Here is a 26,018-nt window from a genome sequence, read left to right on the forward strand (position 1 = left end):
GGGTGGGTGACGGTGTAGACTGCTGGGCTTTTTCCCTCTGGCGGTATGGTGCAAGTGTCACGACCCACAGGTCGCGCAGGTGTCGGCGGATCGGCGCTCACTCGCTTGCTCGCTCGACTGACCGACACCGACGTTCCCGAATCCAAGCAAGGCTTCGCGGACCGATTGAGCGAATGGCTGCGTTGGACCGACGCCATCTCGCTGGCCACGGCGTTGCAGCGCAGCCCTGCGACTGCGCCATCCGGCGCAGCAGCTTCCGCAAGCGACGCCGAAGAACGCGAATGCGCCCGCGTGCGAGCCGCGCTGGCAAGTGCCATCGCCGCAGACAGCGCGCTCGGCGCCGACTTCGCTGCGTACCGCCGGCGCTACCTCGCCAGGCAACAGGCGATGGAGGCGGCTGTCGAGCCCTTGCGCGCTCGTCTGCGCGCGAGGCTGGCGGGCAGGTCGCCCGCCCTGGCCCGGCTTGCTGCGGTGGATGCCGTGATGGAGCAGGCGCTGGGTGCGCACGAGCACCGCTTGCTGTCGACCGTGCCCGCACTGCTCGAAAAGCATTTCAAGCGCTTGCGCCAGGCCGACGGCGGAGTCCAGCCCGAAGAGTGGTCAAGCGTGTTCTGCAAGGACATGCAAAGCGTGTTGCTCGCCGAGCTGGATATTCGATTTCAACCGGTCGAAGGGCTTCTCGAAGCCCTTCGCAAAAGGCAATGACTAGATTTCTTCAACACTTCGCTTTTTTCGTCGGCCTGGCCGCCGTGTGCTGGGTCGGCGTCGGGTACATCGGCTCGAACCCGCTGGCGCTGGCGATCACGCTGCTCGTCGGCGCGTTCTACCTGATGGGCGCGCTGGAACTGCAGCGCTTCCGCCAGGCTACGTCGACCCTGGCGCAATCCTTGGCGGACATGCCCGGCCCCCCGGCAAGCCTGGGCCACTGGGTCGACCAGCTCCATCCTTCCTTGCGCAACGCGGTGCGCCTGCGCATCGAGGGCGAGCGCGTCGGCCTGCCCGGCCCGGCCCTGACGCCGTACCTGGCCGGGCTGCTGGTGCTGCTGGGGATGCTGGGCACCTTCCTCGGCATGGTGGTCACGCTCAACGGCACCGGGATCGCGCTGGAGAGCGCCTCGGACCTGCAGGCCATCCGCGCCTCCCTGGCCGCCCCGGTCAAGGGCCTGGGGCTGGCCTTCGGCACCTCGGTCGCGGGCGTGGCCGCCTCCGCGATGCTGGGCCTGGTCTCCGCCTTGTGCCGGCGCGACAGGCTGCAGGCTGCGCAGCTGCTCGACACGAAGATCGCGAGCACCTTGCGTGTCTTCTCGCTGGCCCATCAGCGCGAGGAGTCCTTCAAGCTGCTGCAGCGGCAAGGCGAGGCGATGCCCGCGCTGGTCGACCGGCTGCAGGCCATGATGGCGACGATGGAGCGCCAGAGCCAGGCCTTGAACGAGCGCCTGCTCGCCAGCCAGGACAGCTTCCACAGCAAGGCCGAGGCCGCGTATGCGGGGCTGGCCTCCTCCGTCGATCGCTCCTTGAAGCAGAGCCTGACTGAAAGTGCTCGCGTGGCCGGCGCGACGATCCAGCCGGTCGTCGAAGCCACGATGGCCGGGGTCGCGCGCGAGGCGGCCGCGCTGCACGAGACCATCGAGCACGGCGTGCAGCGGCAGCTGGAAGGGTTGTCGACCCGCTTCGAGCAGCATTCGGCTTCGCTGCTCCGCACGGTCGGCCAGGCGCAGGCGCAGCTGCAGGCGAAGATGGCCTCGCAAGACCAGCAGCGGCTGGCGGCCTGGACCGATGCGCTCGCGGCCATGGCCGCATCGCTGCAGCAGGAATGGCAGCAGGCAGGCGCGCGCAGCGAGAGCCAGCAGCAGGAGATCTGCAAGACGCTGGCCGAGACCGCGCGGGAGCTGTCGGCCCAGACGGAAGCGCATGCGCGGAGCACCATCGCCGAGATCGCCCAGCTCGTGCAAACCGCCTCGGAAGCCCCGCGCGCTGCGGCCGACGTGATCGCCGAGCTGCGCCAGAAGCTGTCTGACAGCATGGTGCGCGATAACGCGATGCTGGAGGAACGCAGCCGCATCCTGGAAACGCTGCAGACCCTGCTCGACGGCGTGAACCATGCCTCCACCGAACAGCGCTCGGCCATCGACGCGCTGGTCGCGGCGTCGGCCGATGTGCTGGCCCGCGTCGGCACGCGCTTCACCGACAAGGTCGAGGCGGAAACCGAAAAGATGGCCGGCGTCGCCGCGCAGATCACCGGCAGTGCCGTCGAGGTGGCGAGCCTGGGCGAGGCATTCGGCTTTGCCGTGCAGCTGTTCACTCAATCGAACGACAAGCTGGTGGCCCATCTGCAGCGCATCGAGAGCGCGCTCGGCAAATCCATCGCGCGCAGCGACGAGCAGCTGGACTACTACGTGGCGCAGGCCCGCGAGGTCATCGACCTCAGCATCCTGTCGCAGAAGCAGATCGTCGAGGATCTGCAGCAGCTCGCCGGCAGGCAGGCCGCCGTGGGCAGCGAAGCGTGATGGGCGAGGACGTCGACGCCGGCGTGGAGCCGACGGTCCCGGTGTGGGCCGTCTTCGGCGATCTGATGTCGGGCCTGCTGGGCGCGTTCGTGCTGATCCTGGTGTGCGTGGTCGGCATGCAGCTGGACCTCACGACCCGGCTGGAAGCCGAAGTCAAGCAGCGGCAGGCGGCGGCGCAGCGCCTGCAGGCCCTCGAGCAAGCCCTGGCGGGCCCCTTGGCGGCAGGCCGGGTGACGCTGAACGACGGGCGCATCGGCATCAGCGGCAGCGTGCTGTTCGCCCTCAACTCCGCCGAGCTGCAGCCCGAGGGCCGGCAACTGCTGAAGAGCCTGAGCGCACCGCTGGCCGCCTACCTCCAGGCCCGCGACGAGATCCTGATGGTGAGCGGCTTCACCGACGACCGGCAGGTGCGCGGAGGCAACCGCCAGTTCGCCGACAACTGGGAGCTGTCCGCTCAGCGGGCCTTGACGGTGACCCGCGCCTTGATCGAGGAAGGGGTTCCGTCGTCCTCGGTCTTTGCCGCGGCCTTCGGCGCCGAGCAGGCGGTGGCGTCGAATGCCGATGCCGACGGACGCGCCAGGAACCGGCGCGTGGAAATGGCGCCCACGCCGAGACCTTCGAATGCAGGCACGAAGCCCCGTGGATAGCGAAGAGGCAGGCGAAACCGCGGCCATGATCGAGGCATGGCGCGAGCGCGGCGACCATCGTTTCAATCCGGTCCGCTTTCGTTTCATCGAGGTGCTGGCCCGACGCGCGGCGGACCACAGCGGCGACGCGCGACGCATGCTGGACGCCAAGGTGGTCGAGCTGCTCACGGCCTATGGCGAGGATCTCCAAAGAGCGCAGTGCGCGGACGACGACACCGCGGCGCAGCCAGGCCAGCCCCAGCGCGGCGCGCTCGCGGCGCTCGTCGACCATGTCGCCCGTCATGCGTCATCGCATCGGGACGACGCGGCGCTCGACTCGAAGACGCTCGACTATTTCAGAAACACCTGGTCGAGGCTCAGCGCCGATAGACGGCTGGCCCAGTCGCAGGCAAAGGTGCCGGAGAATGCCGGCCCCCTCAACTCGCACCGCCTCGTGCACCAATCGCTGACGTTGATGCGCGAGCTGTCGCCGGAGTACCTCCACCGCTTCATGTCCTATGTGGACGCTTTGCAGTGGGTCGACCAGGCGAACGGCGGCAGTGCCTCGGCGGGTACGGAGAGCCCGCGCGCCGAGGGCAGCAGGAAGGGTGCTCGGGGCAGAGCTACGCAAGGCCCCGCAGCGCGGCCATGACCTCGGCCGCCGGCGGCAGCTCGCTGGTACGCCAGACCAGCCGGGCGTGGCGATCGAACAGATAAACCTGGCCGGTATGGCGGTCGCCCGCGGCTGCGCCCCCATTGAACAGCGAGAGCATCGGGTCGAGCGCCTGGGGGGCAGGCGCCGCCGCGCTCCATAGAGGCCTGGCGCCGAAACGCCGCAGCCAGGCGCTCAGGGCGGCGGGGTCGTCGGCCAGTGGGTCGATGCTCAGCGACAGCAGGCGCGCCGCCGCATCGCGCTCGGCCAGCAGTGCAGCCTGCAGCGCCGAGAACAAGGCACCCTGGATCGGGCAGACCGTGCTGCAGCCGGTGAACATCAATTGAACGGCGGTCGGGGCGCCGCGCAGCTGCGCCGCGAGCGTCGGCGCGGCGCCGTCGTGGCGACGCAGCGGCAAGGCCGGAACGGTCACGGGCGGCATCACCGGGCCGACGCCGGCCTTGGCACGGGCGGCCGGCGGCACCCCCAGCCACGCCAGCGCACCGGCGGCCAGCAGGTGGCGGCGCCCGAGGGACGCACCCCGGGACGGGACGAGCGGGCGATGCGCGTTCATTCGGGGGCGGCCTGCGTCAGGTAGTCCCACAAGGCCGCGCACTGGCCCTCGTCGGCATCGAAGCGCGGCATCGCTCGCGGCAACACGATGTGGGCGGGATCGACGCCGGTGCGCAGCGTGCGGCAGAAGCTCGCCTGCTCGTACGCGACGGGCGGGCCGCCCCGGCGCGCGCGGATTTCGCGCAGCTGGCGCCGGTCCAGCGGCGGCGCGAAATCGGAGACCGCGGCGCTGGACTTACCAGGGCCGGTGTGACACTGGATGCAGCGCGTCGCCACGACAGGCAGCGGCGCGCTGTGGCCGGACAGCGTGCCGGCGAGCGGCTCGGTACCGTCGAACAGGCGCGCGCCGCGCGCCACCGAGGCCGGCACCGCGGGCTCGCGCAACCCGCGGCACGCCGGGCCCGCGGCCAGTGCGGTTGCGAGGGCCAACGCCATCGCCATCGGGAGCCTTGGTTTGCGAAGCGCGCCGGTCACTACCGGATATTGATCGTGCGCGCCACGCTGGGCACGCCGCTGCCGTCCAGCGCGAACAGCATGTAGTTGCCCGGCAGCACCACGCCGCGATCGGCCGGAATGCCCAGCTGGTAGTTGCCTGCCGTGCCGGTGAAGGAGAGCGGGATGCGACGCTGGTCGGTGTTGACCGAGTGAGTGGCCGACGCCATGCGCACCAGTGCAAAGCTGGCCGCCGCGCGGTCGGTGGCCACGGCGATCTGGCTGCCCCATGTGGCGGTGGCCGGCGCTGCCGTGATGGCCGGTCGCGGCGCGGGCGTTCCGTCCGGCGCCAGCAGGTAGGGCGGCGTATAGATCTCCGCGTCCGGGTGGTCGGCAGGGCAGCCGCACAGCCCGCCGCCGCCCGCCAGCACGCGTCCGTCCAGCAGCAACAAGGCCACGCTGTGGTAGTTGCGCGGTTTCTGCATCGGCGGCAGGGTGATGAAGCGCTCGAACACCGGACTCCACAGCTCGGCGGCCAGCACGCTGTAGGAGTCGGAGAAGGTCACGGGCTGCGTCTGGCCGCCCATCACGAACACCTCGCCGTTGGGCAGCACCACGCTGTTGACGAAGGTGCGGCCGTAGGCCATGGGCGAGACCTTGCGCACGGTAGCTGGGTTCGGCGGGCCCGCATTGATGTCGATGATGTAGGCGGTATTGAAGGCGTTGCCGCTGTCGTGGTTCGGCGCGCCGCCGAACTTGAGGATCTTGCCGACGTCGTACATCACGGCGCCGGCGGTCATGGCGTAGGGGTCGTCGCTGCGCGGGCCGGCCTGCAGGATGGCACCGCTGCCGCGCGTGTCGATCCAGTGCATCGCTGCGGCCGGACCGGCGTGGAACACCCAGCCGCCGGCGGCGCCGAACAGCCACATGTGGTTGTCGCCGCGGTAGACCCCGGCCGCGTCCGGGCCGGCCAGCGGCGGGTTGGAGACATTGCTCGCGTCCGGCATGTTGGCCGGTACGCCGGCCAGCGTGCGCCAGGTCCTGGTGCTGGCCGACCACACCTCGCCGTACTTGCCGCCGAGCCCGCCGTTCCATGAGCCGCCGACCGTGAAGACCGAGCCGTCGGACATCGTCGTGCTGGACTGGTAGGCACGCGCGATCCCGAGTTGCGCACCCGTCGCCCAGCCTCCCAATGCCGGGTCGTATATCGAGGTCTTCGTCGCATCGCTGCCGCCGGTGACCAGCACGCTGCCGTCGGCCAGCATGCTGAGGCCCGGGCAGAACATCTGGTGGCCGGTGGCCGTGACCGTCATCGGGCTCGACGTTCGCGTGACGGGGTCGAACACCGAGGTGTAGGTGTAGGCCTCGCTGCTGCTCGAGCTGAAGCTGGTGGGCGAGCGCGCCGCCCACAACAGCAGCTTGCCGTCCGGCAGGTTGGCGGCCGAGGCAGGCACGAGCGGCAGCGCTATCGGATCGGACCACGGTTTGACGGCCGCGGTGGATTGCGCCGCGGTGTATCCGGCTGCCGTGAAGCCGTACTCGTTGGGTGGCAGCCACTTTCCCTTGAATCGGGAGCGCAGCCGGACTACGAGCCCCGCGCCGTCGATGGGCAGGTTCGTCACCGTCAGCGTGGTCGCGCTGGTCACGGTGTCGACCACCGGCGTCGCCCCGGAGGTCGACTGGATCGTGAAGCCGTACTGGTTGGCGCCGGTATTGGTCCAGACGAAGGTCGCGCTGCGGCTGGCGAACTTGATGCCGGGCGTCGGACTGGTCAGGACCGCCGCCACTCCGTCCGGTGGTGCCGGCCTGTTGGAAGATGCGGACGTGCTGAGCGCCGCGTCGGCGCCCTGCGCTCTGCCGCCGCCTCCGTCGACACCGCCGCACCAGGCCAGGAACATCAGGGACGCGCTGGCAAGGCCGCGCAAGGCTCGCGCCGATGGAACGGTGGTCATCGTTCCTCCTTTTTTGTCTTCATCCGACGGGCGCCAGCTTAGTCCTTGCATACGCAAGAAACAATAAAAAAGTACTACTCTTTAAGTTGTAGGCCGGTGAGGAGACGAGCAACGCGGTCTTCGAGCTCGACAACGCGGGCGGCACGACGTTCAAGGCTTAAGCCACTTGCGCCTGTCCGCAGGTGTCGGTCCCACAAGGAGTCGGGCAGCATGCCCACGCACATCCCTGCGTGAATCAGGCGCCATAGGCTCCCTTCTCTCCAAGGCGTGCGTCTGTGGCAGCCATCACTTATCTCGTTGAGGACAATGCGACCATCAGGGAAAACTTGATTCCTGCGCTGCACGATCTTTCCAACTGCAGGGTCGTCGGGTTTGCCGAAGGCGAGCATGACGCGAGCGAATGGCTCGATGGCCATGACGGCTCCTGGGACCTGGCGGTGGTCGACCTCTTTCTCAAGGATGGGTCAGGGCTCGGTGTTCTGAAAGGGTGCGACCACCGACAGCCGCACCAACGCGTGGTCATCCTCACGAACTACTGCACGGTCGACATGCGTGCGCGATGCATGGCTCTGGGTGCCGATGCCGTCTTCGACAAATCGACCGAGCTGGACGGGTTTTTTGACTTCTGCAATGCGCCAAGAGATACCCCCATGTGACGCGCCTGGACTGCGCGAGCCGGAACTTCTCTGTGCGCTACCGCACGGACTCGTGGCGCTTGAAGTCGTAGAAGAGAAGAACGAGAGTTCGGCGTTCGTCGAGGTGAAGTGCGTTAGAAGCTCGCGAGGCGTTCCATGATGCACAGATTCTTGATCAACAACCGAGATGAGCTGATCTCACGCTGCAAGACCAAGGTTGCGCAGAGACCCAGACGAGCCGCAACTGAACAACAGCTTGCCAATGGCGTTCCATTGTTTCTTGACCAACTGATAAGAACACTTGCAGCGGAAAAGGCCGACGAAGCTGAGGAAGGCATCAGAATCTCGGGGGCCTCGGGCGGGGATTCGCTGGCCTTGTCCGAACTGGGCCTGAGCGCCGCTGCGCATGGAAGAGAACTGCTGAAGCTTGGCTATTCAGTCGATCAGGTCGTTCACGACTACGGCGACGTCTGCCAGGCAATCACTGATTTGGCATTCGAGAGAGACGCGCCATTCGCCATCGGGGAGTTCCGCACCCTGAATCGATGCCTGGACAATGCCATCGCCGACGCTGTCACAGAGTTCAGTCTTCAACGCGACACACAGATTGCCCGGCAGCAAGACGTCGATGCGCACGAGCGTCTCGGCTTCCTGGTTCATGAGTTGCGCAACTCCCTGGGTACGGCAATTCTCGCGGTCCGAGCCCTTGAGTTGGGCAACATGACAGTGGGCGGCGCCACTGGAGCCGTCCTGAAGCGCAGCCTTTCATCGCTTGGAAATCTCATCAATCGGTCGCTCGCCGAGGTACGCAGCAGCGCACCGGAGCAACGCCATGCATTCTCAGTATCCTCGTTGATCACGGACGCCGAAAACGCGGCCCAACTCAATGCAAGCGCCGCAGGCTGCGCCCTCGAGGTCGCACCGGTAGACCCTCTTCTGGGCGTTCGCGCGAACCGCGAACTCTTGCTCGCCGCGTTGACCAATCTCCTGCAGAACGCGTTCAAGTTCACTCGCTCTCACACAAAGGTCATGCTGACGGCCCGCGGAGTGGGAGAGCACGTCCTCATCGAAGTCGAGGACCACTGCGGGGGACTGTCGGCCGAAAGTGTCGCCAAGATGTTCATCCCCTTCAATCAAAGCAGCAATGACAAGTCAGGCCTGGGTCTCGGTCTTTGCATCGCCCGGCAGAGCGTAGAAGCCGACTCCGGCACGTTGACTGTTCGAGACGTGCCGGGCACCGGATGCGTTTTCAGCATTCGCCTCCCGCGCTGCCCGCTGCAACCGGGATGAACTCCGCGTCGCAACGCCACCATGCCCCGGGCTAGGGGGGAGGACGCGTTCTCTCGAGGCGAGCGCCGTCTGAATCTCCCCGAGTACATCGGGCTGGTGGCTTCGTGCCAGGCCGCCTTCGATGCTGTCATGGCCAAGCTGCCTCCGCGAAGCCAGATCGACCTCTGGAACGCGCTTCAGCCGCAGACCCTCATCACATCCAGCGGAAAGCGAATGCTTTGGGTCCTGCGCCGCGGCGTCCTGGATGACCTCGCACCCCGGGTCGAGAGCATGCTGACCTGCGCGTGGCAGCCCGAGCCCACGGAGAACGACCAACTTGTCTTTCGCGCAGTGCTCGAGGCGCTCGCGACCGGCCGCGAGCGATTGAGTGAAATCACCGACTTCTGCAACGAGATTCACCCCTGGCCCTCCGTACTCGGGATAGCCGGCTACTTGACGGGAAACCTGGCGGCCGCGGTCCAAGTGGCCATGTGGGATGTCGTGGGCGACCGTCAGCCGCGGCGTTTGCGATTGCCCAGCTGGATGCTGGTGGGAACGCTGCTCGACGCCCTTGGCGCCGCTTCGAGGCGGGCTGGTGCGACCCTCGCGGCACTCACTGCAGCACTGGGCACCGTCCTCGGCCCGGAGAAAGTGCAGTTGACGGATGAACACGCGCGCCTGCTGGTCGAGCTATACCGTGCTACCCACGGCGGCCGTCGGCGCTCGGCCTCGGAAGCGGCTCTTCGAGACGGCATGGAGTACGCCCAGCAGGGCACGGCCTTTGGCAACACGCTGGGGGACGAGTTCCAGAGTCTCTTGAAGGGGCTGACGGGGCTGCAGCTGATTCGGACAGGGCTGGAGCAGGAAATACGCTGGACCTCCCTCACCCTGATTCACCTCGCACCCGGCGAAGCTGCGGGGGACCTGACCGCGTTCGCTTTCAAAGCGTAGTCGCCGCAGGAGGCATGCCGCCGATGAGCGAAAACATGTCGACAACCGGTTCAGCAGATTCCCGCGGCACGCCGGCAGTGTGCGGCGAGGGTCATGCAGGCTGCGGCCAGATCGCCCAGTTCGGCCATCAGGAAGCCGAGGCTTTCGAGGCTGTCGGCGCCGATGGTGCCGTCTTCGATGGGAAGACTGGTTGCGGAAGTTCGACGTGGTCGACCGCAAGGCCGCTGACGCTGCGAAGCGGAACTGCGGCACGGCGACGACCGGCGAAGGCGACTCGCCGAGTTCTCTTGCTTATCGCGAAAAATCAGACTCACCCGGACCCTTGCGCGTCCGGACGTCCAGGAGAAGCTGCTCGATCGGGGGATCGATCCGCTGGCGAAGTCGGGCGCAGAGCTCAATACCTTCGTGATCGCGAAGAAGGAGAGACGGGGCCGCCTGATCCGCCGGCCTGAAGCCGAGTTGAATGAAGAAACTTCATGAGCGCCGCGCCCGTCTCGGGATTGAAGGTCCTCGATCTGTCCAAGGCCGACATCTCTGGATTCGGGTAGATCGGTCCCATGTGGCGCGGCGGCGCGGCTTGCCGAAGCGTCAACTTCCGTGAGAAACGTTGCGCCGCGCCACCAGGTGAAGTCGCCATCGACCAGCATGTACTAGGCAAAGGCGCGCCACACTGGCATCCCGTGCAGCGCGCGCCAAGTTGTGTGCCTTCATCATCCGTCGGCCGGAAACATCAGACACCCGAAGTTGAGTCCGCGCCGAGTTCGGAGCAACCAAACCCACGGCGACTCCGTGGACTGGTCTGGCTCCCCGCCTCATTCCACAGCCGAAACTGCAGTCCCGGTTCAGCCCGTTCGGCCGTCAGACTCCATCCGTGCGCCAGAGCAATCTCCTGGCAAATGGCCAGCCCCAGTCCTGCGCCGTGGTCACGCCGATGTGCCGCGCGCCAGAATCGCTCGAACAACAGGGGTAGTTGCACGGCATCGACGCCAGGCCCGCGATCCCGCACGATCACTGTATCGCTTTGGATCTCCACGCTGACAACGGTCTTCGCAGGTGCATGCTGAATAGCGTTCTCCAGCAGATTCTTCAGCAGCGTGAACAGTGCCCCGCGATCTGCCTGCCACCTGACCTCACCCGTTGTATCCGATACCGTGAGGCGCACACCGGCCGTGTCTGCCATTCGTTGCAGGTAGGCGACGACCTCCTGGACCAAATTCGGCATCGTCACGAGGGCGAAGCTGTAGTTGTTCGCTTCACTGGCTTCAGCCAGAAGAAGCAACTGCTGTACTTGGCGCGTCATGTAGTCCACGTCGCTCAGAAGCGAGTCGCGGGTACTTGTGTCGTCGACCGGCAACTCGATCTGCGCACGAATCAAGGCCAGCGGCGTCTTCAGCTCGTGCGCCGCGTTGGCGAGGAACTCCTGCTGCAGCCGATAGCCGCGCTCGAGCCGTTCCAGCACCTGGTTGAAGCTGGCGACTAGCGGGCTGATCTCCGCAGGCATCGCCTCGGTTTGCAGCCGCGCATGAAGCGATCTATGCGAGATGGCCGCCGCGGCTTCGGAGATGTCGCGCAGCGGCTTGAGCGCGTACCGCAGCGTCACGTATGCGCATAGGCCGAAGGCGACGATCAGCACTGCACTGAAGATGCCGATGCCGGTTCCCATGTAGGGCAGCGCAAACTTGTGCTGGATGAGCTTCATGAGGCGTTCGCTGGTGGCGAACTGCAGGTACCACTGCCGACCCTGATGCTCGAAAGGCTCGGTGGCACCGTGCAGGGTCACTCCGTCACGCTCGAAGACAAAGCCGTCTCGCTCCAGGCGAGGCCCGCTGCCGCTACGTGGCCAAAATGCCTCCCCAGCCTTCGAAACGAGCGCCACGTTCCCCGCTGCATCCAGCACGCGATAGGCGGTCTCTTGGGGGAGGCTGTCGTACAGCCAGTCCAGATCGGCCTCGCTGGCATCAAGTTCGACAGGCTTGCCGTTGGCGTCGAACTTGATCTTTTTCGCGAGCGTCCCAACGCGCTCCCGCAACTCCAAGTCAGCCAGCACGTCGTGCTGGACCATCCAGACCGCGGCCACGACAGCCAGCGCGATGCTCAAGAGGGCGCCGACGACATAGGCCGCCAGGACCTTCAGGCCAAGGCTACTGAGCCGAATCGTCTTCACGGAGCGCATAGCCAAGACTTCTGACGTTGACGATCCGCTGCCGTGAACCGATGGCAAGCAGCTTCCGGCGAAGACGATGAAGGGCCACATCCAGCGCGTTCGGTGTGACCGCCTCGCTCAGCCCCCATGCCGCTGCCTCCAGTGCATTGCGACGCACGACCTCCTCATGCTTGCGCAAGAGCAACAGCATGATGTGCACTTCCGCCGGGGCGAGGCCGACCCTTTCGTCCCCGCAGCACAGAACGCTGGCGGCTGAATGCAGCGTCAAATCACCGTGACAGGGATCGAGCGGGCGGAGTTCCACGGGGCGGCGCAGCAACGCCCGCACTCGTGCCACCATCTCGTCCATGGCGAACGGCTTGGGAAGGTAGTCGTCGGCGCCTGCTTCGAGGCCTTCTACGCGGTCATGCAGCGCATCGCGTGCCGTCAACACGAGGCAAGGCACGCGGAAACCGGCGCCGCGCAGCTTCTGCAGCAAGACGAGTCCATCCCCGTCCGGCAATCCCCGATCAAGGACCAAGGCCTGGTAAGGCATCTGCTGGACTGCAGACCATGCGGCGTTGATGCGGTCGCTCACGTCGACGCCAATTCCCGCGGCCAACAGGGCCTTGCGTATCAGCTGTGCCATTCGCTCATGGTCTTCGATCAGGAGTATTCGGCTCATCAGAAGCGGTACATGTAGCCCAGCATCACGCGGTTCTCGGTCGAGCGCCCAACGATGGGGCTGTTCTTGATCTCTTTGCCCAGGGATTTCACGCCGACATTGAGCATTAGCGACTGTTGCTTGTCAAAACGGTAAATGCCGGTCAGGCTGATCTCCGGGTTGACCGTGGCCTTGCCGACGTAGGCCGCACGCCCCGCCGTTGCCTCGCTGGCGCGCACCCCGTAGTAATAGTCCACGTACTTCTTGTCTACCCATTCGACGCCCACTTGAGGCACCAGCATCAGCTTGGGGCTCAGCATCCACTTGCGCTCCAAGCCCAGAACAACGCGTTGGCCTTTGCTCTTGCCCGAGGCGTCGCCCAGCAACTCCAGCTTGACGTCGGCCACGTCATTTTCCCACTCCACCTTGGCGCCAGCCCAGACGCTGGATTTGCGCTCAGCCATGCCGGCCAGGGCTGGCGAGTCGCTGGCCTCGTAGCCACCGCCGCCGAACAGCTTGGTCACGACGCCGAAGTTGAGGCGCTGCGAGTCACTCAACTCGAGTCCGGGCAGCTTCAACTCCAGGTTCGGGCCCGACAGCTTCACGTACCGGTTTTCGTAGGAGAGCATGGGCAAGGCTCTGGTCTCGCGATCCGTTCCCTTATAGGCCTTCTGCCCGCTGACGACGCCCAGCCCCAGGCCCCAGGAGGACCCTTCGGGCTCGTCCTTGCCAGGAGGCTGCTGGGCGAACGCCGGAGCGGCGCAGGTCAATACGGCTGCGAGAGCGGAGACACGGGCCAGGTTGACTGCGCTTGGCTGGAAGCGAGGGGCGAGAACTAGGGAAGGCGGCATGAGTTGGTTCCTCATCGGGTGTTGAAAGTCCCCATGCTCCAGCTCCTCGTCTTACCGAACACTTACCCGATCTGGGGCCAGCGCTCGCGGCGGTTGACCGCGTTCCCGGTAAGTGTTGCGAAAGTCGCACGGCCAGACAGTCACGTTCCATTGCAGATCAAGGCGAAGGCTCGCGAGCCTCAACAAGCCCAATCAATGAACGTCCAATCCAGGTTTCAACACGCCCGCTTATCGGCTCCGTTGCACGAGCCACGCCAAGTCGCCCGCCGCCTTGAGGCGTGCGCTGCCATTGGCTTGCTGCTCGTGCTCGCCGGTTGCGCGTCGACCGCACCGGCCCTGGCGCCGGGAAGCGCCGCGCAGCTCCCCGCGCAATGGCATGCTCCGCTACCACACGGCGGACGGATCGGTGATCTGAGGCAGTGGTGGTCGCAGTTCGACGACCCGCTCATGCTTCGCCTGATCGAGGCGGCTCAGCGCGCCAGTCCGACACTTGCACAAGCCGCCGCGAACATCGCTAATGCCAGGGCGTCGCACGTGACCAGCGGCGCGGCGCTGCTGCCTTCGCTGGACATCGCCGCAAGCGCCACGAGGGGGCGCTCGGAACTGGCTGCCCCTGTTGGCAACGTCTCGTCGTTGGGCCTGCAGGCCGCCTGGGAGCTGGATCTCTTTGGAGCCAATCGCGCCGGCCGCGCTTCGGCCGAAGCGCGGCTTGCATCAAGCCAGGCGGGCTGGCACGACGCGCGGGTCTCGGTCGCGGCCGACGTGGCGAGGAACTATGTCGAACTGCGGGCCTGCGAGGCGCACGCTGAGCAAGCCCGAATCGATGCAGCCTCCCGTGCACAGACGTCCCGCCTCACCGAGTTGGCGGCGGCCGGCGGCATTCGGGCGCCTGCGACAGCGGATCTGGCACGCGCCAGTGCGGCCCAAGGCGAAGTGGCCGTGGAGGAACGCAAGGCGCAGTGCGATCTGCTGGTCAAGGCGCTCGTGGCCTTGACCGCCCTGGACGAGCCGGCCCTGCGGGGCCAACTCGCCGAGAAGGTTGCGCAACTGCCTCGACCGGTCGAGTTCAGCGTGCAGACCGTGCCGGCAGAACTGCTCGCGCAGCGCCCTGACATCCATGCGGCTGCAAGGAACGTCGTTGCCGCCAGCGCTGACTCGACGCAAGCCAATGCCCAGCGCTGGCCTCGCATCACGCTGGCGGGCAGTATTGGCGCCACGCGCGTATCCAGTCTCGGCGTCAGCACCGACGGAACGATCTGGAGCGTCGGCCCTATCGCCATCACCTTTCCGCTGTTCGACGGGGGCACGCGGCGGGCCAATGCAGAGGCCGCAAGAACCCGCTACGAAGCTGCCGCCACGGTCTATGCGGCACGTCTGCGCACGGCGATCCAGGAGGTGGAAGGCGCACTCGTCACGCTGGAGAGCACGGCACAGCGCGGCGAAAGCGCCAAGGTCGCCAGCGACGGGTTTGAACGCTCGTATCGGGCCAGCGCATCGAGCTACGGCGCTGGCGCAGCCAGCCTGTTCGACCTGGAAGACGCGCGCCGCAGCCTGGTGGCCGCGCAAAGCACGTTGATCGAACTGCGCCGCGAGCGCTTGCTTGCCTGGATTGCTCTCTATCGGTCGATGGGCGGCGGATGGTCGCCGACGCCGCAGGAACGGCGTGCCAGCCACAAGGCCACTGCCAGCGCCGACGCCCTCGCGGCGTCGAACAACCCAAGGCATTGAGCATGACCACATCACGCAAGCATGCTCTCGCCACTATCGACAACCTACTTGGCGTCTCGACCACGCTGGCCATTCTGGCGGTTCTGGCGATCTGGCTGGATGCCGCGATCGTCGAGGCCATCGATGGCCACCTGACGCCAGCGCTCGATGAATTCTTCGACGACGTGAGCGGGGTCGCCGACGCCAGCGTCTTTGCCATCATTGCGTTGAGCACTTATGGAGCAAGCCGCGTTGCGATCGCGTTGCCGGTGACACAGCGCTGGAGACCCCTGTGCGAGCGTGCGAGGCGAGGAAGTCTCCTGATGTTGCTCACCCTGCTGACGGGCGGCCTCATCACCCTGGCTCTCAAGCACGTCGTGGCGCGGGCCCGCCCGAGCATGCTCCTGGAACATGGCCACTATGGCGTTTCCACGCCGTTCATCGGATCACCTTTCAATTCATTTCCCTCCAGTCACGCTCTCACGGCATTCGCCGTGGCCTGCGTGCTGGCGCACCTCCTGCCAGCGTGGCGCGCGCCGCTGCTGGTGCTGGCGACCATCGCAAGTCTCTGCCGCGTTCTGACGCTCGAACATTTCCCGAGCGACGTGCTGGCATCTGCATTCATTGCCGCGTGGTGTGTGCGTTTGTGGGCGCCACGCGTTCAAGGCACCGAATTCCGGAACTGAAAATGAAAACATCCAACACGCTCGAGCTCGCCGGGGCCGGCATCGCACTCAGCGTCGCCGCCATCACATTCTCGCTTGCATGGGAGGTACCCGACGCATCTGCGCAAGAAGCCGCAGTGCGTGCCGCGGGACAGTCTTCCTTGACCGTGGCCGTTGCCAGCCTGCAGCCCGCGACATTCCCCATCCGGGTCTCCGCCAACGGCAACATCATGGCGTGGCAGGAAGCCAGTATCGGCACCGAGGCCAACGGCCTGCGCCTGATTGAAGTCAAGGTCAATGTGGGGGACATGGTGCGCCGCGGACAGCCGCTGGCGACTTTCGCCGCCGATACGGTGGAAGCCGAACTGGCGCAAAGCCGCGCGGCCGTCGCCGAGGCCGATGTGGCGCTCGCCGAAGCCGCCGCCAATGCCGAGCGCGCCCGCGCACTGAAGGAAAGCGGCGCTTTGTCAGCGCAGCAGATTCAGCAGTACATCAACGCGGAGCGCAGGGCGCGGGCAAAACTGGATGCTGCCCGGGCTGTCGAGAGAATGCAGCAACTGCGTCTCGCCCAGACCCGGATTGCCGCTCCGGATGACGGTGTCGTCTCCGCGCGTGCGGCAACCGTCGGGGCCGTGGTGCCGGCTGGCCAGGAGTTGTTCCGTCTGATCCGGGGCGGCAGGCTCGAATGGCGCGCCGAGGTGGCCGCCGCGGACTTGCTCAAGCTCAAACCCGGACAGAAGGTCAGGATCACGGCGACCGGAGCGGATGTCATCGAGGGCCGGTTGCGGATGCTCGCGCCCGCGATCGACATCCAGACTCGCAACGGCCTGGCTTACGTGGACCTCCCGTCGAGCGACACCGCGCGCGCCGGAATGTTCGCGCGCGGCGAGTTCGAGATCGGCTCGAACGAGGTGAAGACGCTGCCGCAAACCGCGGTGCAGTTGCGCGAGGGCTTCAGCTACGTGATGCGCGTCGGGCCGGATTCCCGGGTGATCCAGACCAAGGTGACGCCAGGTCGCCGATCGGGCAATCGCATCGAGATCGTCGGTGGCCTCGATGTGAAAGATCGCGTGGTCGTCTCGGGCGCGGCCTTCCTGAGCGATGGCGACCTCGTGCGCGTGACCAGTGGGCCAGAAGTCGCGCCGCCTGCGGGATCGCCATCGACACCACAGCGCCTGACGCTGACTAGCAGCGGGGGCGCGCGATGAACCTGAACGTCTCTTCGTGGGCCATCCGCAACCCGATCCCGGTCATTCTGTTGTTCGTGCTGCTGACGCTCGCGGGGCTGATGGCCTTCCCGGCCATGAAGGTCCAGAGTTTCCCCGACATCGACCTGCCCACGGTCACGGTGACGGCCTCGCTTCCTGGAGCCGCCCCCTCCCAGATGGAAGCCGAGGTTGCACGCAAGATCGAGAACTCCCTCGCGACACTGCAAGGCGTCAAGCACATCAAGAGCAGTCTCAGCGATGGAGAGGCGAACATCACGGTCGAGTTCCGGCTCGGCAAGCCCACCCAGGAGGCCGTGGACGGCGTGCGCGCGGCCGTCTCGCGCGTGCGCTCCGAGCTGCCAGCCAATCTGCGCGATCCGGTGATCAAGAAGGCAGAGATCGCTGATTCGCCGATCCTGACCTACACCGTCGCCTCCACTCGCATGGACGACGAGGCGCTGTCGTGGTTCGTCGACAACGAGGTCGCACGAACGCTGCTGGCTGTGCCGGGCGTCGGCGCCGTCACCCGCGTGGGCGGCGTCAGTCGCGAAGTGCGTGTGGATCTCGACCCCGACCGCCTGCTCGCGCTGCACACGACGGCGGCCGACATATCGCGGCAATTGCAGCATGTGCAGCAGGACGCCTCCGGGGGCCGCGTCAGCTTGGGTGGCACCGAGCAGTCCGTGCGCACGCTGGCCACGGTGCAATCCGCCAATGACATGGCGGCGATCGAGCTTGCGCTTGGTGACGGGCGCAGGATTCGACTCGATCAGGTCGCGACAGTGAAGGACTCGGTCGCCGAGCCGCGCTCGGCCGCCTTCCTCGACGGTGCGCCGGTGGTCGGCTTCGAGATCGTGCGCGCGAAGGGCGCCGGCGAGCTCGACGTCGCGGACGGCGTGCGCCACGCACTGGCCCAGATGCGGGCCAAGCATCCGGAGATCACGATCACCGAGGCCTTCAACTTCATCGACCAGGTCGCCGAGAACTACGAAGTGTCCATGGGTCTCTTCTACGAAGGAGCAGCGCTAGCCGTGCTGGTGGTGTTCCTTTTCCTGCGCGACTGGCGCGCGACCTTCGTCGCGGCGGTGGCACTCCCGCTGTCGGTGATCCCCAGCTTCGCACTCATGCACTGGATGGGGTTCACGCTCAATATCGTCACGCTGCTGTCCCTGTCGCTGGTAGTCGGAGTGCTGGTTGACGACGCCATCGTCGAAGTCGAGAACATCGAGCGCCATTTGCTGATGGACAAGACGCCTTTCCAGGCGTCGATGGACGCCGCCGCCGAGATCGGCCTGGCCGTCATCGCCACCACGTTCACGCTGATTGCCGTGTTCTTGCCCACCGCGTTCATGAGCGGAGTGCCCGGCAAGTTCTTCGTGCAGTTCGGCTGGACGGCGGCGATCTCGGCGTTCTTCTCGCTCGTCGTTGCTCGCCTGCTGACGCCCATGATGGCGGCCTACCTGCTGAAGGCGCCGACACAGCGGGTTGCGCCGGAGCCGACCTGGATGACGAGCTACCTGGACATGGCGCGCTGGTGCCTGCAACGCCGTGCGGCGACCGTCGTTGCGGCCACGGCCTTGTTCGTCGGCGGACTGGGCCTTGCATCGCTGCTGCCCACGACCTTCATGCCGTTGGACGACGACCCTCAGACCGAGGTGACGCTCACCTTGCCGCCCGGTAGCGAACTGGCCGACACGGTCGCCGTGGCCGAGCGGGCGCGCCTGAAGCTCATGCAGAACCCGCACGTGCAGCTGGTCTATACGGCCGTTGGCGGCGGCAGCAGCGGTGACGGTGGCCCGGGCGATGCGGCGGCCGCGTCGGCATCGAACGTGCGCACGGCAGTGCTCACGCTGAAGCTGACGCCGCGCGAGGAGCGCCGTGGGCTGACGCGGCAGGACATCGAGGGGCAACTGCGCGAGTCGCTGGCCGGGTTGCCAGGAGTTCGCGTTGCGGTCGGGATGGGCGGCTCCAGCAGCTATGTCCTGGTTCTGGCGGGCGAGGACAGCCGGGTGCTCGAGCGCACCGCGCTGCAGGTCGAGCGCGAACTGCGCGCCATCGCCGGCATCGGCGCAATGACGTCCACCGCCAGCCTGGTGCGGCCCGAACTGACGGTTCGGCCGGACTTCGCACGTGCCGCAGACCTGGGCGTCACCTCCTCGACGATTGCCGAGACGCTTCGCGTCGCAACGGTCGGCGACTACTCGCAGGAACTCGCCAAGCTGAACCTGAGCGAACGGCAGGTGCCTGTCATGGTGCGGTTGAACGATGCGGCGCGCCAAGACATCGACACGCTCAAGCGCTTGCCCGTTCCCGGTGCGCGTGGGCCCGTGGCGCTGGAGAACGTCGCCACGCTTGATGTGGGCAGCGGTCCGTCGGAGATCACCCGGCATGACCGCAAGCGCAACATCAACATCGAGGTGCAACTCAACGGCCTGCCCTTGGGCGACGTGGAGCGGGCGATTTCGGCACTGCCCAGCCTGCAGCGGTTGCCCCACGGCATTGAACGCGGTGCGCTGGGTGACGCCGAGGAGTTTGGCGAACTGGCCGCCGGCTTCGGTGTGGCCATGCTGACCGGCGTGCTATGCGTCTACATGGTCCTGGTGCTGCTGCTCAAAGATTTCGCACAGCCCGGCACGATCCTGAGCGCACTGGTGCTGTCGGTGCCGGGGGCCATCCTGGCCCTGTTCCTGACGGGGTCGGCCCTGTCGATGCCGTCCATGATCGGCTTGATCATGCTGATGGGGATCGCGACGAAGAACTCGATCCTGCTGGTCGACTACATCGTCATCGCGCGCCGGGACCATGGGCTGGACCGCGCAGCGGCCATCCTCGATGGTTGCCGCAAGCGAGCCCGGCCAATTCTCATGACCACGATCGCCATGGGCGCCGGCATGACGCCGATCGCCCTGGGCTGGTCCGGCGATCCTGCCTTCCGCGCGCCGATGGCCATCGTCGTGATCGGCGGCCTCATCACCTCGACGGTGCTGAGCCTGCTCGTCGTTCCGGTCGTGTACAGCTATGTGGACGATGGTGTCCAGTGGCTCAGACGGCGCATTGCGCGCCGTCCAGCGGCGGCTCGTCAATCGCCCCCGAGCCTGCCATGGGAGCTCTGACATGCCCTGCGTCGCCCTTTTTCCGCTCTTCCTGCTCTCCTTGCTTGGCCCTGCATGGCATTCGGTAAGTGATCAGTAAGAGGTCGAAGTGGAGCATGGAAGTCGCCTTGCTCGCAATCTCGCGAGATCTCGGCAACACCTGGACGGAGCATTTGAATGAGAGCCTTACGAACCCTCTTGCTTACGGCGATCGTGCTGACCACCACCTCGTGCGCCAGCAACACCGTCGAGTATCAGGCTGCGCCCTCCGCTGATAAGGTACAGCCGGCGGCTACGAAGGGGGCCGATAGCCAGCCCAACGCCACGCCAATGCCAGCGCTTGCCGAAGCAGGCAATCTTGACGCAACCGGAGTCCCCAGCCAAGCCCAGCTGGATGCTGAAGCGATCTATGCACAGGTACTCGTTCACGATCACTTGGAGGGCTTCAACAGAAGGATGCACGGCTTCAACAACGTTGCCGACAAGCTCGTCCTGCGTCCCTTGGCGGTCGGGTACGACAAGATCACGCCTGAGCCCATCCAAGCGGGCGTATCCCGCTTCTTTGCCAACTTGCGCATGCCCGCAACGGCTGTGAACCAAGCCTTGCAAGGGCGTCCTGGAGACGCGGGTAGATCGCTAGGGCGGTTCACCCTCAACACGACGGTTGGCATCGCCGGCGTGTTCGACCCCGCGTCCCACTTCGGCATGCCCAAGCGAGATGACGAAGACTTCGGCCAGACACTTGCGACCTGGGGCTGGCGCGACTCACGCTACTTGGTGCTTCCGCTGCTTGGCCCGCGGACGGTGCGCGATGCGCTCGGCATCATTGGCGACCGGCCGCTGTCGCCCATCGGCCAGGTCCAGGACAGCGGTGCAGCCAGCGGATTGCAATTGATGGAGATCGTCAATGTGCGAACGCGGATGCTGCCCATAGACAAGTTTCGCCGCGAAGCGTTCGATGACTACATCTTCGTGCGCGATGCATGGGCTCAGCGCCGCAATAACCAGATTCAGCAGGATCTGAGAAGCGATCGCGATTGAGTAGGACCGGATCAGCTTCTTATGCGCAACCTCGCATTGCTTTCACGCAGTATTCGAAGGCTGCGAGCGCTTTCGTGACTATTGCCACGCATGAGCCGACAGGCAGCGCTGCGTTGCATCCTGTGTATGTAGTACTAAACTACTCGCCCCTTCCATCCACAAGGAGACGCGCCATGGGTACCCCCACCGAGATCGCGAAGCAAGGCTACGCGGCGTTCGCCAGCCGCGATATTCCGGCCCTCCTGGAGCTCCTTGCAGATGACGTGGAATGGCGATTCTTCGGCAGCCCGGCAACCGGTACGCCCTATGGCGGAACCTGCAAGGGCAAGCAGAAGGTGGCCGAATTCTTCGGAAAGCTCGCGCAGGCCGATGAGATCCTGGAGTTCGAGCCTCGCGAGTTCCTTGAAGGGCCCATGCACGTCACAGTCCTCGGCCGCATCAAGAGCAGAGCGCTGCCGGACGGCAAGGTGCACGAGTCCGAATGGGTGCAGGTCTTTACGTGGAAAGACGACACCAAGATCAGCCGCTGGATCGGGACGGGTGACACGGCCGCCAGGCTCAACTCGAGGTAGCCGCATATATGAACGAACCCTCCGACGATGCGGCGCTTGCGCTGCTGAACGAGCGCCGCAGCCTGTTGCGCCGTATGTGGGCGCTTGCGGCAGTCAGCATGGCATCTGGGGGCGCAGCGCTCACGGCCTGCGGCGGAGGCTCCGGCGGCGGCGGCGGCGGGCAGGCAACAACGGTTGCAACTGCAGCTGCCCCTGTCCCTGCTCCTCCACCCGCTCCTGCACCTGCTCCTGCACCTGCTCCTGCACCTGCTCCAGCGGCGCCAGCCCTCGGCGCCCACGCGCTCGCCTTCAACTTTGACGGCGTGACGTCCTCATCGCTGTCCGCTTCCGGCATGTCCACGCGCGCCACCGGAAGCACCCTGTTGGCCTGCGTCGGGCGGGGCTTGCTTGCTGACGTCGCGCCGACGGACACCGTGGGCAATGCCTTCGTCCGGCGCGATGAGGCGCACACCTACACCCTGTGGCCGAGCTCGGGGACGGCCTTGTACACCTGTGAGCAGGCACGGGGCATGGCCGACCACACGGTCAGCGTGGCGAAGCCCAAAGTCACCGACGAGACGACCCTGAGCGTTGTCGAGATCACCGGAGGCGGTCTGGTGCGCGATGTGAAGTGGCGCGAGGTGCTGTCGGGCCAGCCCCTGACCAGCGCCAGTGTCACCACCACCGGCCCTGCGCTGCTCGTCGCATGGTGGTGGGGCGATGCAGGCGTCGACCTGGACAAGACGGCCGTGCCCGACAACGGCTTCACGGTGATCGATTCGGTACTGACTGCTGGTGCATTGGTGCAGTGCGCCGTTGCCGTCAGGCAGGTGAGCGCGGCCGGCACCTACAGCGTGACCTGGGCCTCGACGCCGCAGCAAGGAGCGCAGCTCTGGCTCGCTGCCGTGCAGGCGGCCTGAGACATGGCCGCCAAAGGCCGCGCTTCACTCTTCCCCCGCCTTTGCCTCCCGCAGAAGGCGCATGCCCACCAGCGCGTAGCGGGTCTGGGCCGTATTCCAGTTGCGGTAGGACGACCGCGCGTACAAGGCCGAGGTGGCCCACGAGCCGCCGCGGCGCACGTGGAGCTCACCAGTGCCCGGCCCCTGCGGATCGTCCCGATGGGACGCTGCATAGTAGTGTTCTCCGTACCAGTCGGCGACCCACTCCCACACGTTGCCGTGCATGTCGAAGAGCCCGAAGGCATTGGGCGCGAAGCTTCCGACCGGAGCAGTGAACACGTGGCCGTCATGGCCGGGCAAGGCATAGGGGCGTCGCCACGGCCAGCGTTGCACGGTGTCCAGATCCAGGAGCGCTGCGGCGCCGAGCAGGCTCGCGGGTTCGTCGCCGGTGTTGTAGCGGGTCGAGCTGCCGGCTCGGCATGCGTATTCCCACTCGGCTTCGGTCGGGAGGCGGTAGACCACGCCTTCGCGTTGACTGAGCCAGCGCGCCATGGCGGCAGCGTCGTTCCAGCTGACGTTGACCACGGGGTGGTCGCCGGCCTGGGGGAAGCCGGGGTCGCGCCACGAGTATTGGGGGCTGCGCCCTTCGAAGGCGTCGCCGCGCGCCGAACTGGCGCGGTCGTAGGCGGGGTTGTAGCCATAGCCGCCGGTGCCGTCTGCGATGGATTCGGGCACGTAGCCTGAGCGTTCGACGAACAGCCGGAACTGGTCGACCGTCACTTCATGCTGGCCCAGATAGAACGCGCGGGTGATGCGCACCGCGTGCCGCGGCGCCTCGTCACCCAGGACTTGCAGGTCTTCCGGCGCGTACTGCGGAAAGATGCGCGCCAGGCTCTCGGGACGCTCGTCGCTGCCCATCACAAAATCTCCGGCCGGCACGCGGACGAACTTCATGCCGAGGCTGTTCTCGATGATTGCAGGGCGCACGCCGCTGCAGGCGGACAGCAAAGCGAGCGACAGGCAAGCCAGACGCTGCGGTGCGGCCGTCATCATCGTGGTGATCGCGTGACGGTGCCTGTCGCTCGCCGTCGGGTGAGGGCCAGGTTGGCCGTCATCATGGCCGCGAGCAGCGTGACCAGCCACGAGAAGTACACCCACAGCAAGAACATGGGGAGAGCCGCGAACGCCCCATACAGTGCCTTGTACGTCGGCACCTTGACGAGGTAGGTGGTGAAGCCGCGCTTGCCGAATTCGAAAGCCACGCTGGCGATCAGGCCGCCCACGAGGGCGTCGCGCAGCCGTACCTTGGCATTCGGAACGAGGTAGAACATGCTCGTCAATACAGCCACGCCGAGCATGAGCGGCCCGAGGTCGAGCACGAATGCGAGCGATGGCGGCAGCGCGCCGATCAGGCCCATGGAAACGCCCAGCAAATACGACGTGGCCCACAGGCTCAGACCCAGAACCGGTGGCCCGACGGCCAGCATCAGCAGGTACAAGCCGACCCTCCTGAAAAACGGCCGATTCTTCCGGACCTTCCACATCTGGTTCAGTGCGTTCTCCACGGTCAGCAGCATCGCGACGGCCGTGGCCAGCAAGAAGAGCGAGCCGACCCAGGTCAGGCCGCTGGCGTTCGCGGCGAACTGGTTCAGGTACTTCAGCACCGTGCGGGCCAAGTCCGATGGAAGCAGCCTGCTCAACAAGAGCTCCTGAAGCGCGTCCTTGAAGCGCCTGAAGATCGGGAATCGCGTGAGCAGCGCGAAGCTCGCTGCCAGCAAGGGCACGATGGACAGCAAGGTGGTGAACGTCAGGCTCCCGGCGACCTGGGGCAAGCGCTCTTTCCTGGCGCGTTGGATTGTCAGGCGGGTCAGGGTGAACATGTTTCGCTGAAAGAGGATGAATGGCGATTGTCATGGGCACCCCGGATCGCCTCCTGAGCGCAGCGATCCTAGCTGCGGCTAGAGAGCATCATTTGAGCGGCGCGACAATCACGCCGCGCAAACCGGCTCTCTCGATCGCGGTTTTGACCAGCCCCCCGGACTTCGCGTCCTCGACGAACTGGCGCGTGTATGCCGCTCCGGGATCCCGTCCCTTCGGCATCGCCATGGCGTGCGGATCGAGGCCAGGCCGGCCGTCGAGCACTCGAGAACCAGGCAATTGATTCGACATCTCGAACAGGATGGGCTTGATGCTGCCCATGACGTCTGCTCGCCCGGATTTCAGCGCCTCCAACGCGCCAGGGTTGCTCGATGCCCGGACAACCACGGCATTCTTCAGCGTGCGAGTAAAAAAGGCATCGGGTCCGGACTTCTCCTGCACGGCAACTCGAGTCCCGGGGCGATCCACATCAGCCATCGTCGAGATCGAAGAACCGCCAGGGACGAGGTAGCCGAATTCGACTTGCAGGTGCAGCGCGCTGAAATCCCACTCCTTCGCCCGCTCGGGACTGAACCCGAATTGGGCGACGTCCCAAGCCCCGGATCTCCCGCCGTCGTGAAGAGCTCCGATCGATGGGTACAGCACCGGCTCGAACGGAACCCCTATGCGCCGGGCCATCTCTTTTCCGAGGTCGAATCCAACCCCCTTCATCTCGCCCGACGCGGAGTCCCGCACGACGTTCAAGGGATTGCCAAGCTGGAGCCCGACGCGAAGCTTGCCGGTCGGAGCCAACGCCTGTCGCGCTTCCGGTGTCGGAGCGGCTCCGATGCCCGCACAGCCTGCAAGCAGCAGTCCAAGGACTGCCGCCATCATCCAATGAGCAGTTCGCATGGCGTCCTCCTTGAAGTCGCTCGCGGTGCTTCCCGGATGGAGATGCCTTCGGGTCCGCAGGCGTCGCCGTCGAAGGTCTGCACCTCGAAGGATTCTGCTCCGAGTTGAACGCCCTGCCTATCGTGGTCGACGAGCCCCAGCCGAGCTACCGCACGCTCCCTCGCCGCACAAGATTCACCACTGCGAGCAAGATGATTGCGCCGATCAGGGAAGCCAGCAGCCCTCGAACGCTGAAATCGTTCTGATTGACGGTGGCCGCGCCAAGCAGAGGCGCGATGAGCCAGCCGCCGATCACCGAACCGATGATGCCCACCACGATATTGAGGACCAAACCCTGCTGCGCATTCGTCTTCATGATCATGCTGGCGACCCAGCCGATAAGCCCGCCGACCACCAGCCAAATAATGATGTTCATCTTGTTCTCCGGGAGTGGGGGGACTAGCGGCGACCGCGCATCGCGGCGACCAGAAGAGCGCCGAGGATCGCACCACCGGCAGCGGCAATCGCTACGGCACGTGCGGGTTGCTCGGAGACATAGTGAGTCCCCTGGTCAGCAGCTCGGCTCACCTGTTCCTTCGCTGCCGTCAGTCTCTTGCCGGCCTCGTTGATGGCGTTCTGGGCGTAGCCCTTTCCAGTGTCGATCGCTTCGCGCGCTGCGCGCTTTGCGAGTGCTGCGGCAGTGGCCCCCTCTTCAGCAGGGTTCGCTTGCGCGGGACCTTGGGTCAAAGTTTCCTGATCAGAATTGTCCATGGCAGCCCCTTGAGTGAAACGGTCGAACTGACCGAGGGACCATTCATAGGTGCGGCGGACCGCGGCCGTGGTGGGCATTTG

26 protein-coding genes are annotated in these 26,018 nt (G+C 66.0%); 14 read left to right on the forward strand and 12 right to left on the reverse strand.

Going from position 1 to position 26,018, the window contains the following annotated elements; translation table 11 throughout:
* Positions 1 to 45: 45 nt before the first annotated feature.
* Genes AC3A6B_RS14885 through AC3A6B_RS14900 form a run of 4 tightly spaced genes read left to right on the forward strand, consistent with a single transcriptional unit; the run spans position 46 to position 3,785 of the window.
* Complete coding sequence (locus AC3A6B_RS14885; protein ID WP_487837461.1) at positions 46 to 705, forward strand: DUF3348 domain-containing protein; 660 nt, start codon at positions 46 to 48, stop codon at positions 703 to 705.
* The gene (locus AC3A6B_RS14890) at positions 702 to 2,507 is read left to right on the forward strand and encodes a hypothetical protein (RefSeq protein ID WP_487837462.1); all 1,806 of its coding nucleotides are present in this window, start codon (positions 702 to 704) and stop codon (positions 2,505 to 2,507) included. Before AC3A6B_RS14885 ends, AC3A6B_RS14890 begins: the two co-directional genes overlap by 4 nt.
* A complete protein-coding gene (locus AC3A6B_RS14895) occupies positions 2,507 to 3,154 on the forward strand; it encodes an OmpA family protein (RefSeq protein ID WP_487837463.1) in 648 nt (215 codons plus the stop codon). The genes AC3A6B_RS14890 and AC3A6B_RS14895 overlap by 1 nt, the downstream gene beginning before the upstream one ends.
* Positions 3,129 to 3,785 (forward strand): DUF2894 domain-containing protein, encoded by a 657-nt coding sequence (locus tag AC3A6B_RS14900; RefSeq protein WP_487837464.1) that lies wholly within the window; start codon positions 3,129 to 3,131, stop codon positions 3,783 to 3,785. The genes AC3A6B_RS14895 and AC3A6B_RS14900 overlap by 26 nt, the downstream gene beginning before the upstream one ends.
* Here AC3A6B_RS14900 and AC3A6B_RS14905 read toward each other — a convergent pair.
* Genes AC3A6B_RS14905 through AC3A6B_RS14915 form a run of 3 tightly spaced genes read right to left on the reverse strand, consistent with a single transcriptional unit; the run spans position 3,757 to position 6,742 of the window.
* Positions 3,757 to 4,359, reverse strand: coding sequence for an SCO family protein (locus tag AC3A6B_RS14905; protein WP_487837465.1), 603 nt, complete (start codon positions 4,357 to 4,359; stop codon positions 3,757 to 3,759). The genes AC3A6B_RS14900 and AC3A6B_RS14905 overlap by 29 nt on opposite strands.
* The gene (locus tag AC3A6B_RS14910) at positions 4,356 to 4,793 is read right to left on the reverse strand and encodes a hypothetical protein (RefSeq protein ID WP_487837518.1); all 438 of its coding nucleotides are present in this window, start codon (positions 4,791 to 4,793) and stop codon (positions 4,356 to 4,358) included. The genes AC3A6B_RS14905 and AC3A6B_RS14910 overlap by 4 nt, the downstream gene beginning before the upstream one ends.
* Positions 4,794 to 4,831: 38 nt before the next feature.
* The gene (locus AC3A6B_RS14915; protein ID WP_487837466.1) at positions 4,832 to 6,742 is read right to left on the reverse strand and encodes a galactose oxidase early set domain-containing protein; all 1,911 of its coding nucleotides are present in this window, start codon (positions 6,740 to 6,742) and stop codon (positions 4,832 to 4,834) included.
* Positions 6,743 to 7,017: 275 nt separating this feature from the next.
* Between AC3A6B_RS14915 and AC3A6B_RS14920 the strand changes: the two genes are divergently transcribed.
* The 3 genes from AC3A6B_RS14920 to AC3A6B_RS14930 all read left to right on the forward strand — a co-directional run bounded on the left by AC3A6B_RS14920 (position 7,018) and on the right by AC3A6B_RS14930 (position 9,597).
* Positions 7,018 to 7,398, forward strand: a complete 381-nt coding sequence (locus AC3A6B_RS14920; RefSeq protein ID WP_487837467.1) for a response regulator — start codon at positions 7,018 to 7,020, stop codon at positions 7,396 to 7,398.
* A 138-nt stretch (positions 7,399 to 7,536) separates the two neighbouring features.
* Complete coding sequence (locus tag AC3A6B_RS14925) at positions 7,537 to 8,667, forward strand: sensor histidine kinase (protein WP_487837519.1); 1,131 nt, start codon at positions 7,537 to 7,539, stop codon at positions 8,665 to 8,667.
* Between the two features lie 129 nt (positions 8,668 to 8,796).
* Entirely contained in the window at positions 8,797 to 9,597 is an 801-nt protein-coding gene (locus AC3A6B_RS14930) for a hypothetical protein (RefSeq protein ID WP_487837468.1), read from the forward strand.
* Positions 9,598 to 9,647: 50 nt separating this feature from the next.
* Here the strand turns inward: AC3A6B_RS14930 and AC3A6B_RS14935 are convergent, their stop codons facing one another.
* The 4 genes from AC3A6B_RS14935 to AC3A6B_RS14950 form a co-directional block, all read right to left on the reverse strand.
* Positions 9,648 to 10,244, reverse strand: a complete 597-nt coding sequence (locus tag AC3A6B_RS14935) for a hypothetical protein (RefSeq protein WP_487837469.1) — start codon at positions 10,242 to 10,244, stop codon at positions 9,648 to 9,650.
* Between the two features lie 83 nt (positions 10,245 to 10,327).
* Positions 10,328 to 11,770: a sensor histidine kinase gene (locus AC3A6B_RS14940; RefSeq protein WP_487837470.1), complete on the reverse strand. Its 1,443-nt coding sequence runs from the start codon at positions 11,768 to 11,770 to the stop codon at positions 10,328 to 10,330.
* The gene (locus AC3A6B_RS14945) at positions 11,739 to 12,425 is read right to left on the reverse strand and encodes a response regulator transcription factor (protein ID WP_487837471.1); all 687 of its coding nucleotides are present in this window, start codon (positions 12,423 to 12,425) and stop codon (positions 11,739 to 11,741) included. The genes AC3A6B_RS14940 and AC3A6B_RS14945 overlap by 32 nt, the downstream gene beginning before the upstream one ends.
* Positions 12,425 to 13,255, reverse strand: a complete 831-nt coding sequence (locus AC3A6B_RS14950; protein WP_487837472.1) for a MipA/OmpV family protein — start codon at positions 13,253 to 13,255, stop codon at positions 12,425 to 12,427. The genes AC3A6B_RS14945 and AC3A6B_RS14950 overlap by 1 nt, the downstream gene beginning before the upstream one ends.
* 195 nt (positions 13,256 to 13,450) lie before the next feature.
* Here AC3A6B_RS14950 and AC3A6B_RS14955 point away from each other — a divergent pair, with 195 nt between their 5' ends.
* The 7 genes from AC3A6B_RS14955 (at position 13,451) to AC3A6B_RS14985 (ending at position 22,439) form a co-directional block, all read left to right on the forward strand.
* Complete coding sequence (locus AC3A6B_RS14955) at positions 13,451 to 14,983, forward strand: efflux transporter outer membrane subunit (RefSeq protein WP_487837473.1); 1,533 nt, start codon at positions 13,451 to 13,453, stop codon at positions 14,981 to 14,983.
* 2 nt (positions 14,984 to 14,985) lie between these two features.
* Positions 14,986 to 15,648: a phosphatase PAP2 family protein gene (locus tag AC3A6B_RS14960; RefSeq protein ID WP_487837474.1), complete on the forward strand. Its 663-nt coding sequence runs from the start codon at positions 14,986 to 14,988 to the stop codon at positions 15,646 to 15,648.
* A 2-nt stretch (positions 15,649 to 15,650) separates the two neighbouring features.
* Positions 15,651 to 16,835 (forward strand): efflux RND transporter periplasmic adaptor subunit, encoded by a 1,185-nt coding sequence (locus tag AC3A6B_RS14965; protein ID WP_487837475.1) that lies wholly within the window; start codon positions 15,651 to 15,653, stop codon positions 16,833 to 16,835.
* On the forward strand, positions 16,832 to 19,948 hold the full coding sequence (locus AC3A6B_RS14970; RefSeq protein WP_487837476.1) for an efflux RND transporter permease subunit: 3,117 nt from the start codon (positions 16,832 to 16,834) through the stop codon (positions 19,946 to 19,948). The genes AC3A6B_RS14965 and AC3A6B_RS14970 overlap by 4 nt, the downstream gene beginning before the upstream one ends.
* A gap of 156 nt (positions 19,949 to 20,104) precedes the next feature.
* Complete coding sequence (locus AC3A6B_RS14975) at positions 20,105 to 20,968, forward strand: MlaA family lipoprotein (protein ID WP_487837477.1); 864 nt, start codon at positions 20,105 to 20,107, stop codon at positions 20,966 to 20,968.
* Between the two features lie 173 nt (positions 20,969 to 21,141).
* Positions 21,142 to 21,540, forward strand: coding sequence for a nuclear transport factor 2 family protein (locus AC3A6B_RS14980; protein WP_487837478.1), 399 nt, complete (start codon positions 21,142 to 21,144; stop codon positions 21,538 to 21,540).
* Positions 21,541 to 21,548: 8 nt separating this feature from the next.
* A complete protein-coding gene (locus AC3A6B_RS14985; protein ID WP_487837479.1) occupies positions 21,549 to 22,439 on the forward strand; it encodes a hypothetical protein in 891 nt (296 codons plus the stop codon).
* A 24-nt stretch (positions 22,440 to 22,463) separates the two neighbouring features.
* On the opposite strand, the gene AC3A6B_RS14990 is transcribed toward AC3A6B_RS14985, so the two are convergent.
* The 5 genes from AC3A6B_RS14990 to AC3A6B_RS15010 form a co-directional block, all read right to left on the reverse strand.
* The gene (locus tag AC3A6B_RS14990) at positions 22,464 to 23,471 is read right to left on the reverse strand and encodes a formylglycine-generating enzyme family protein (protein WP_487837480.1); all 1,008 of its coding nucleotides are present in this window, start codon (positions 23,469 to 23,471) and stop codon (positions 22,464 to 22,466) included.
* Entirely contained in the window at positions 23,468 to 24,250 is a 783-nt protein-coding gene (locus AC3A6B_RS14995; RefSeq protein WP_487837481.1) for a YihY family inner membrane protein, read from the reverse strand. The genes AC3A6B_RS14990 and AC3A6B_RS14995 overlap by 4 nt, the downstream gene beginning before the upstream one ends.
* A 136-nt stretch (positions 24,251 to 24,386) precedes the next feature.
* Entirely contained in the window at positions 24,387 to 25,187 is an 801-nt protein-coding gene (locus tag AC3A6B_RS15000) for a transporter substrate-binding domain-containing protein (protein WP_487837482.1), read from the reverse strand.
* A gap of 145 nt (positions 25,188 to 25,332) precedes the next feature.
* Positions 25,333 to 25,602: a GlsB/YeaQ/YmgE family stress response membrane protein gene (locus AC3A6B_RS15005; RefSeq protein ID WP_487837483.1), complete on the reverse strand. Its 270-nt coding sequence runs from the start codon at positions 25,600 to 25,602 to the stop codon at positions 25,333 to 25,335.
* Between the two features lie 23 nt (positions 25,603 to 25,625).
* Positions 25,626 to 25,937, reverse strand: coding sequence for a hypothetical protein (locus AC3A6B_RS15010; RefSeq protein WP_487837484.1), 312 nt, complete (start codon positions 25,935 to 25,937; stop codon positions 25,626 to 25,628).
* Between the last annotated feature and the right edge of the window lie 81 nt (positions 25,938 to 26,018).

The organism is Variovorax sp. Soil_C_33, assembly GCF_057656935.1.

What these genes read in the sequence shown, in the direction of transcription:
- AC3A6B_RS14945 (WP_487837471.1), bottom strand. Translation starts at nt 12,425, where the DNA reads ATGAGCCGAATACTCCTGATCGAAGACCATGAGCGAATGGCACAGCTG.
- AC3A6B_RS14960 (WP_487837474.1), top strand. Translation starts at nt 14,986, where the DNA reads ATGACCACATCACGCAAGCATGCTCTCGCCACTATCGACAACCTACTT.
- AC3A6B_RS14975 (WP_487837477.1), top strand. Translation starts at nt 20,105, where the DNA reads ATGAGAGCCTTACGAACCCTCTTGCTTACGGCGATCGTGCTGACCACC.
- AC3A6B_RS14950 (WP_487837472.1), bottom strand. Translation starts at nt 13,255, where the DNA reads ATGCCGCCTTCCCTAGTTCTCGCCCCTCGCTTCCAGCCAAGCGCAGTC.
- AC3A6B_RS14890 (WP_487837462.1), top strand. Translation starts at nt 702, where the DNA reads ATGACTAGATTTCTTCAACACTTCGCTTTTTTCGTCGGCCTGGCCGCC.
- AC3A6B_RS14940 (WP_487837470.1), bottom strand. Translation starts at nt 11,770, where the DNA reads ATGCGCTCCGTGAAGACGATTCGGCTCAGTAGCCTTGGCCTGAAGGTC.
- AC3A6B_RS15005 (WP_487837483.1), bottom strand. Translation starts at nt 25,602, where the DNA reads ATGAACATCATTATTTGGCTGGTGGTCGGCGGGCTTATCGGCTGGGTC.
- AC3A6B_RS14990 (WP_487837480.1), bottom strand. Translation starts at nt 23,471, where the DNA reads ATGATGACGGCCGCACCGCAGCGTCTGGCTTGCCTGTCGCTCGCTTTG.
- AC3A6B_RS14935 (WP_487837469.1), bottom strand. Translation starts at nt 10,244, where the DNA reads ATGCTGGTCGATGGCGACTTCACCTGGTGGCGCGGCGCAACGTTTCTC.
- AC3A6B_RS14980 (WP_487837478.1), top strand. Translation starts at nt 21,142, where the DNA reads ATGGGTACCCCCACCGAGATCGCGAAGCAAGGCTACGCGGCGTTCGCC.
- AC3A6B_RS14895 (WP_487837463.1), top strand. Translation starts at nt 2,507, where the DNA reads ATGGGCGAGGACGTCGACGCCGGCGTGGAGCCGACGGTCCCGGTGTGG.
- AC3A6B_RS14900 (WP_487837464.1), top strand. Translation starts at nt 3,129, where the DNA reads ATGCAGGCACGAAGCCCCGTGGATAGCGAAGAGGCAGGCGAAACCGCG.
- AC3A6B_RS14910 (WP_487837518.1), bottom strand. Translation starts at nt 4,793, where the DNA reads ATGGCGTTGGCCCTCGCAACCGCACTGGCCGCGGGCCCGGCGTGCCGC.
- AC3A6B_RS14955 (WP_487837473.1), top strand. Translation starts at nt 13,451, where the DNA reads ATGAACGTCCAATCCAGGTTTCAACACGCCCGCTTATCGGCTCCGTTG.
- AC3A6B_RS14905 (WP_487837465.1), bottom strand. Translation starts at nt 4,359, where the DNA reads ATGAACGCGCATCGCCCGCTCGTCCCGTCCCGGGGTGCGTCCCTCGGG.
- AC3A6B_RS14915 (WP_487837466.1), bottom strand. Translation starts at nt 6,742, where the DNA reads ATGACCACCGTTCCATCGGCGCGAGCCTTGCGCGGCCTTGCCAGCGCG.
- AC3A6B_RS14930 (WP_487837468.1), top strand. Translation starts at nt 8,797, where the DNA reads ATGGCCAAGCTGCCTCCGCGAAGCCAGATCGACCTCTGGAACGCGCTT.
- AC3A6B_RS14985 (WP_487837479.1), top strand. Translation starts at nt 21,549, where the DNA reads ATGAACGAACCCTCCGACGATGCGGCGCTTGCGCTGCTGAACGAGCGC.
- AC3A6B_RS14925 (WP_487837519.1), top strand. Translation starts at nt 7,537, where the DNA reads ATGCACAGATTCTTGATCAACAACCGAGATGAGCTGATCTCACGCTGC.
- AC3A6B_RS14965 (WP_487837475.1), top strand. Translation starts at nt 15,651, where the DNA reads ATGAAAACATCCAACACGCTCGAGCTCGCCGGGGCCGGCATCGCACTC.
- AC3A6B_RS14885 (WP_487837461.1), top strand. Translation starts at nt 46, where the DNA reads ATGGTGCAAGTGTCACGACCCACAGGTCGCGCAGGTGTCGGCGGATCG.
- AC3A6B_RS15000 (WP_487837482.1), bottom strand. Translation starts at nt 25,187, where the DNA reads ATGCGAACTGCTCATTGGATGATGGCGGCAGTCCTTGGACTGCTGCTT.
- AC3A6B_RS15010 (WP_487837484.1), bottom strand. Translation starts at nt 25,937, where the DNA reads ATGGACAATTCTGATCAGGAAACTTTGACCCAAGGTCCCGCGCAAGCG.
- AC3A6B_RS14970 (WP_487837476.1), top strand. Translation starts at nt 16,832, where the DNA reads ATGAACCTGAACGTCTCTTCGTGGGCCATCCGCAACCCGATCCCGGTC.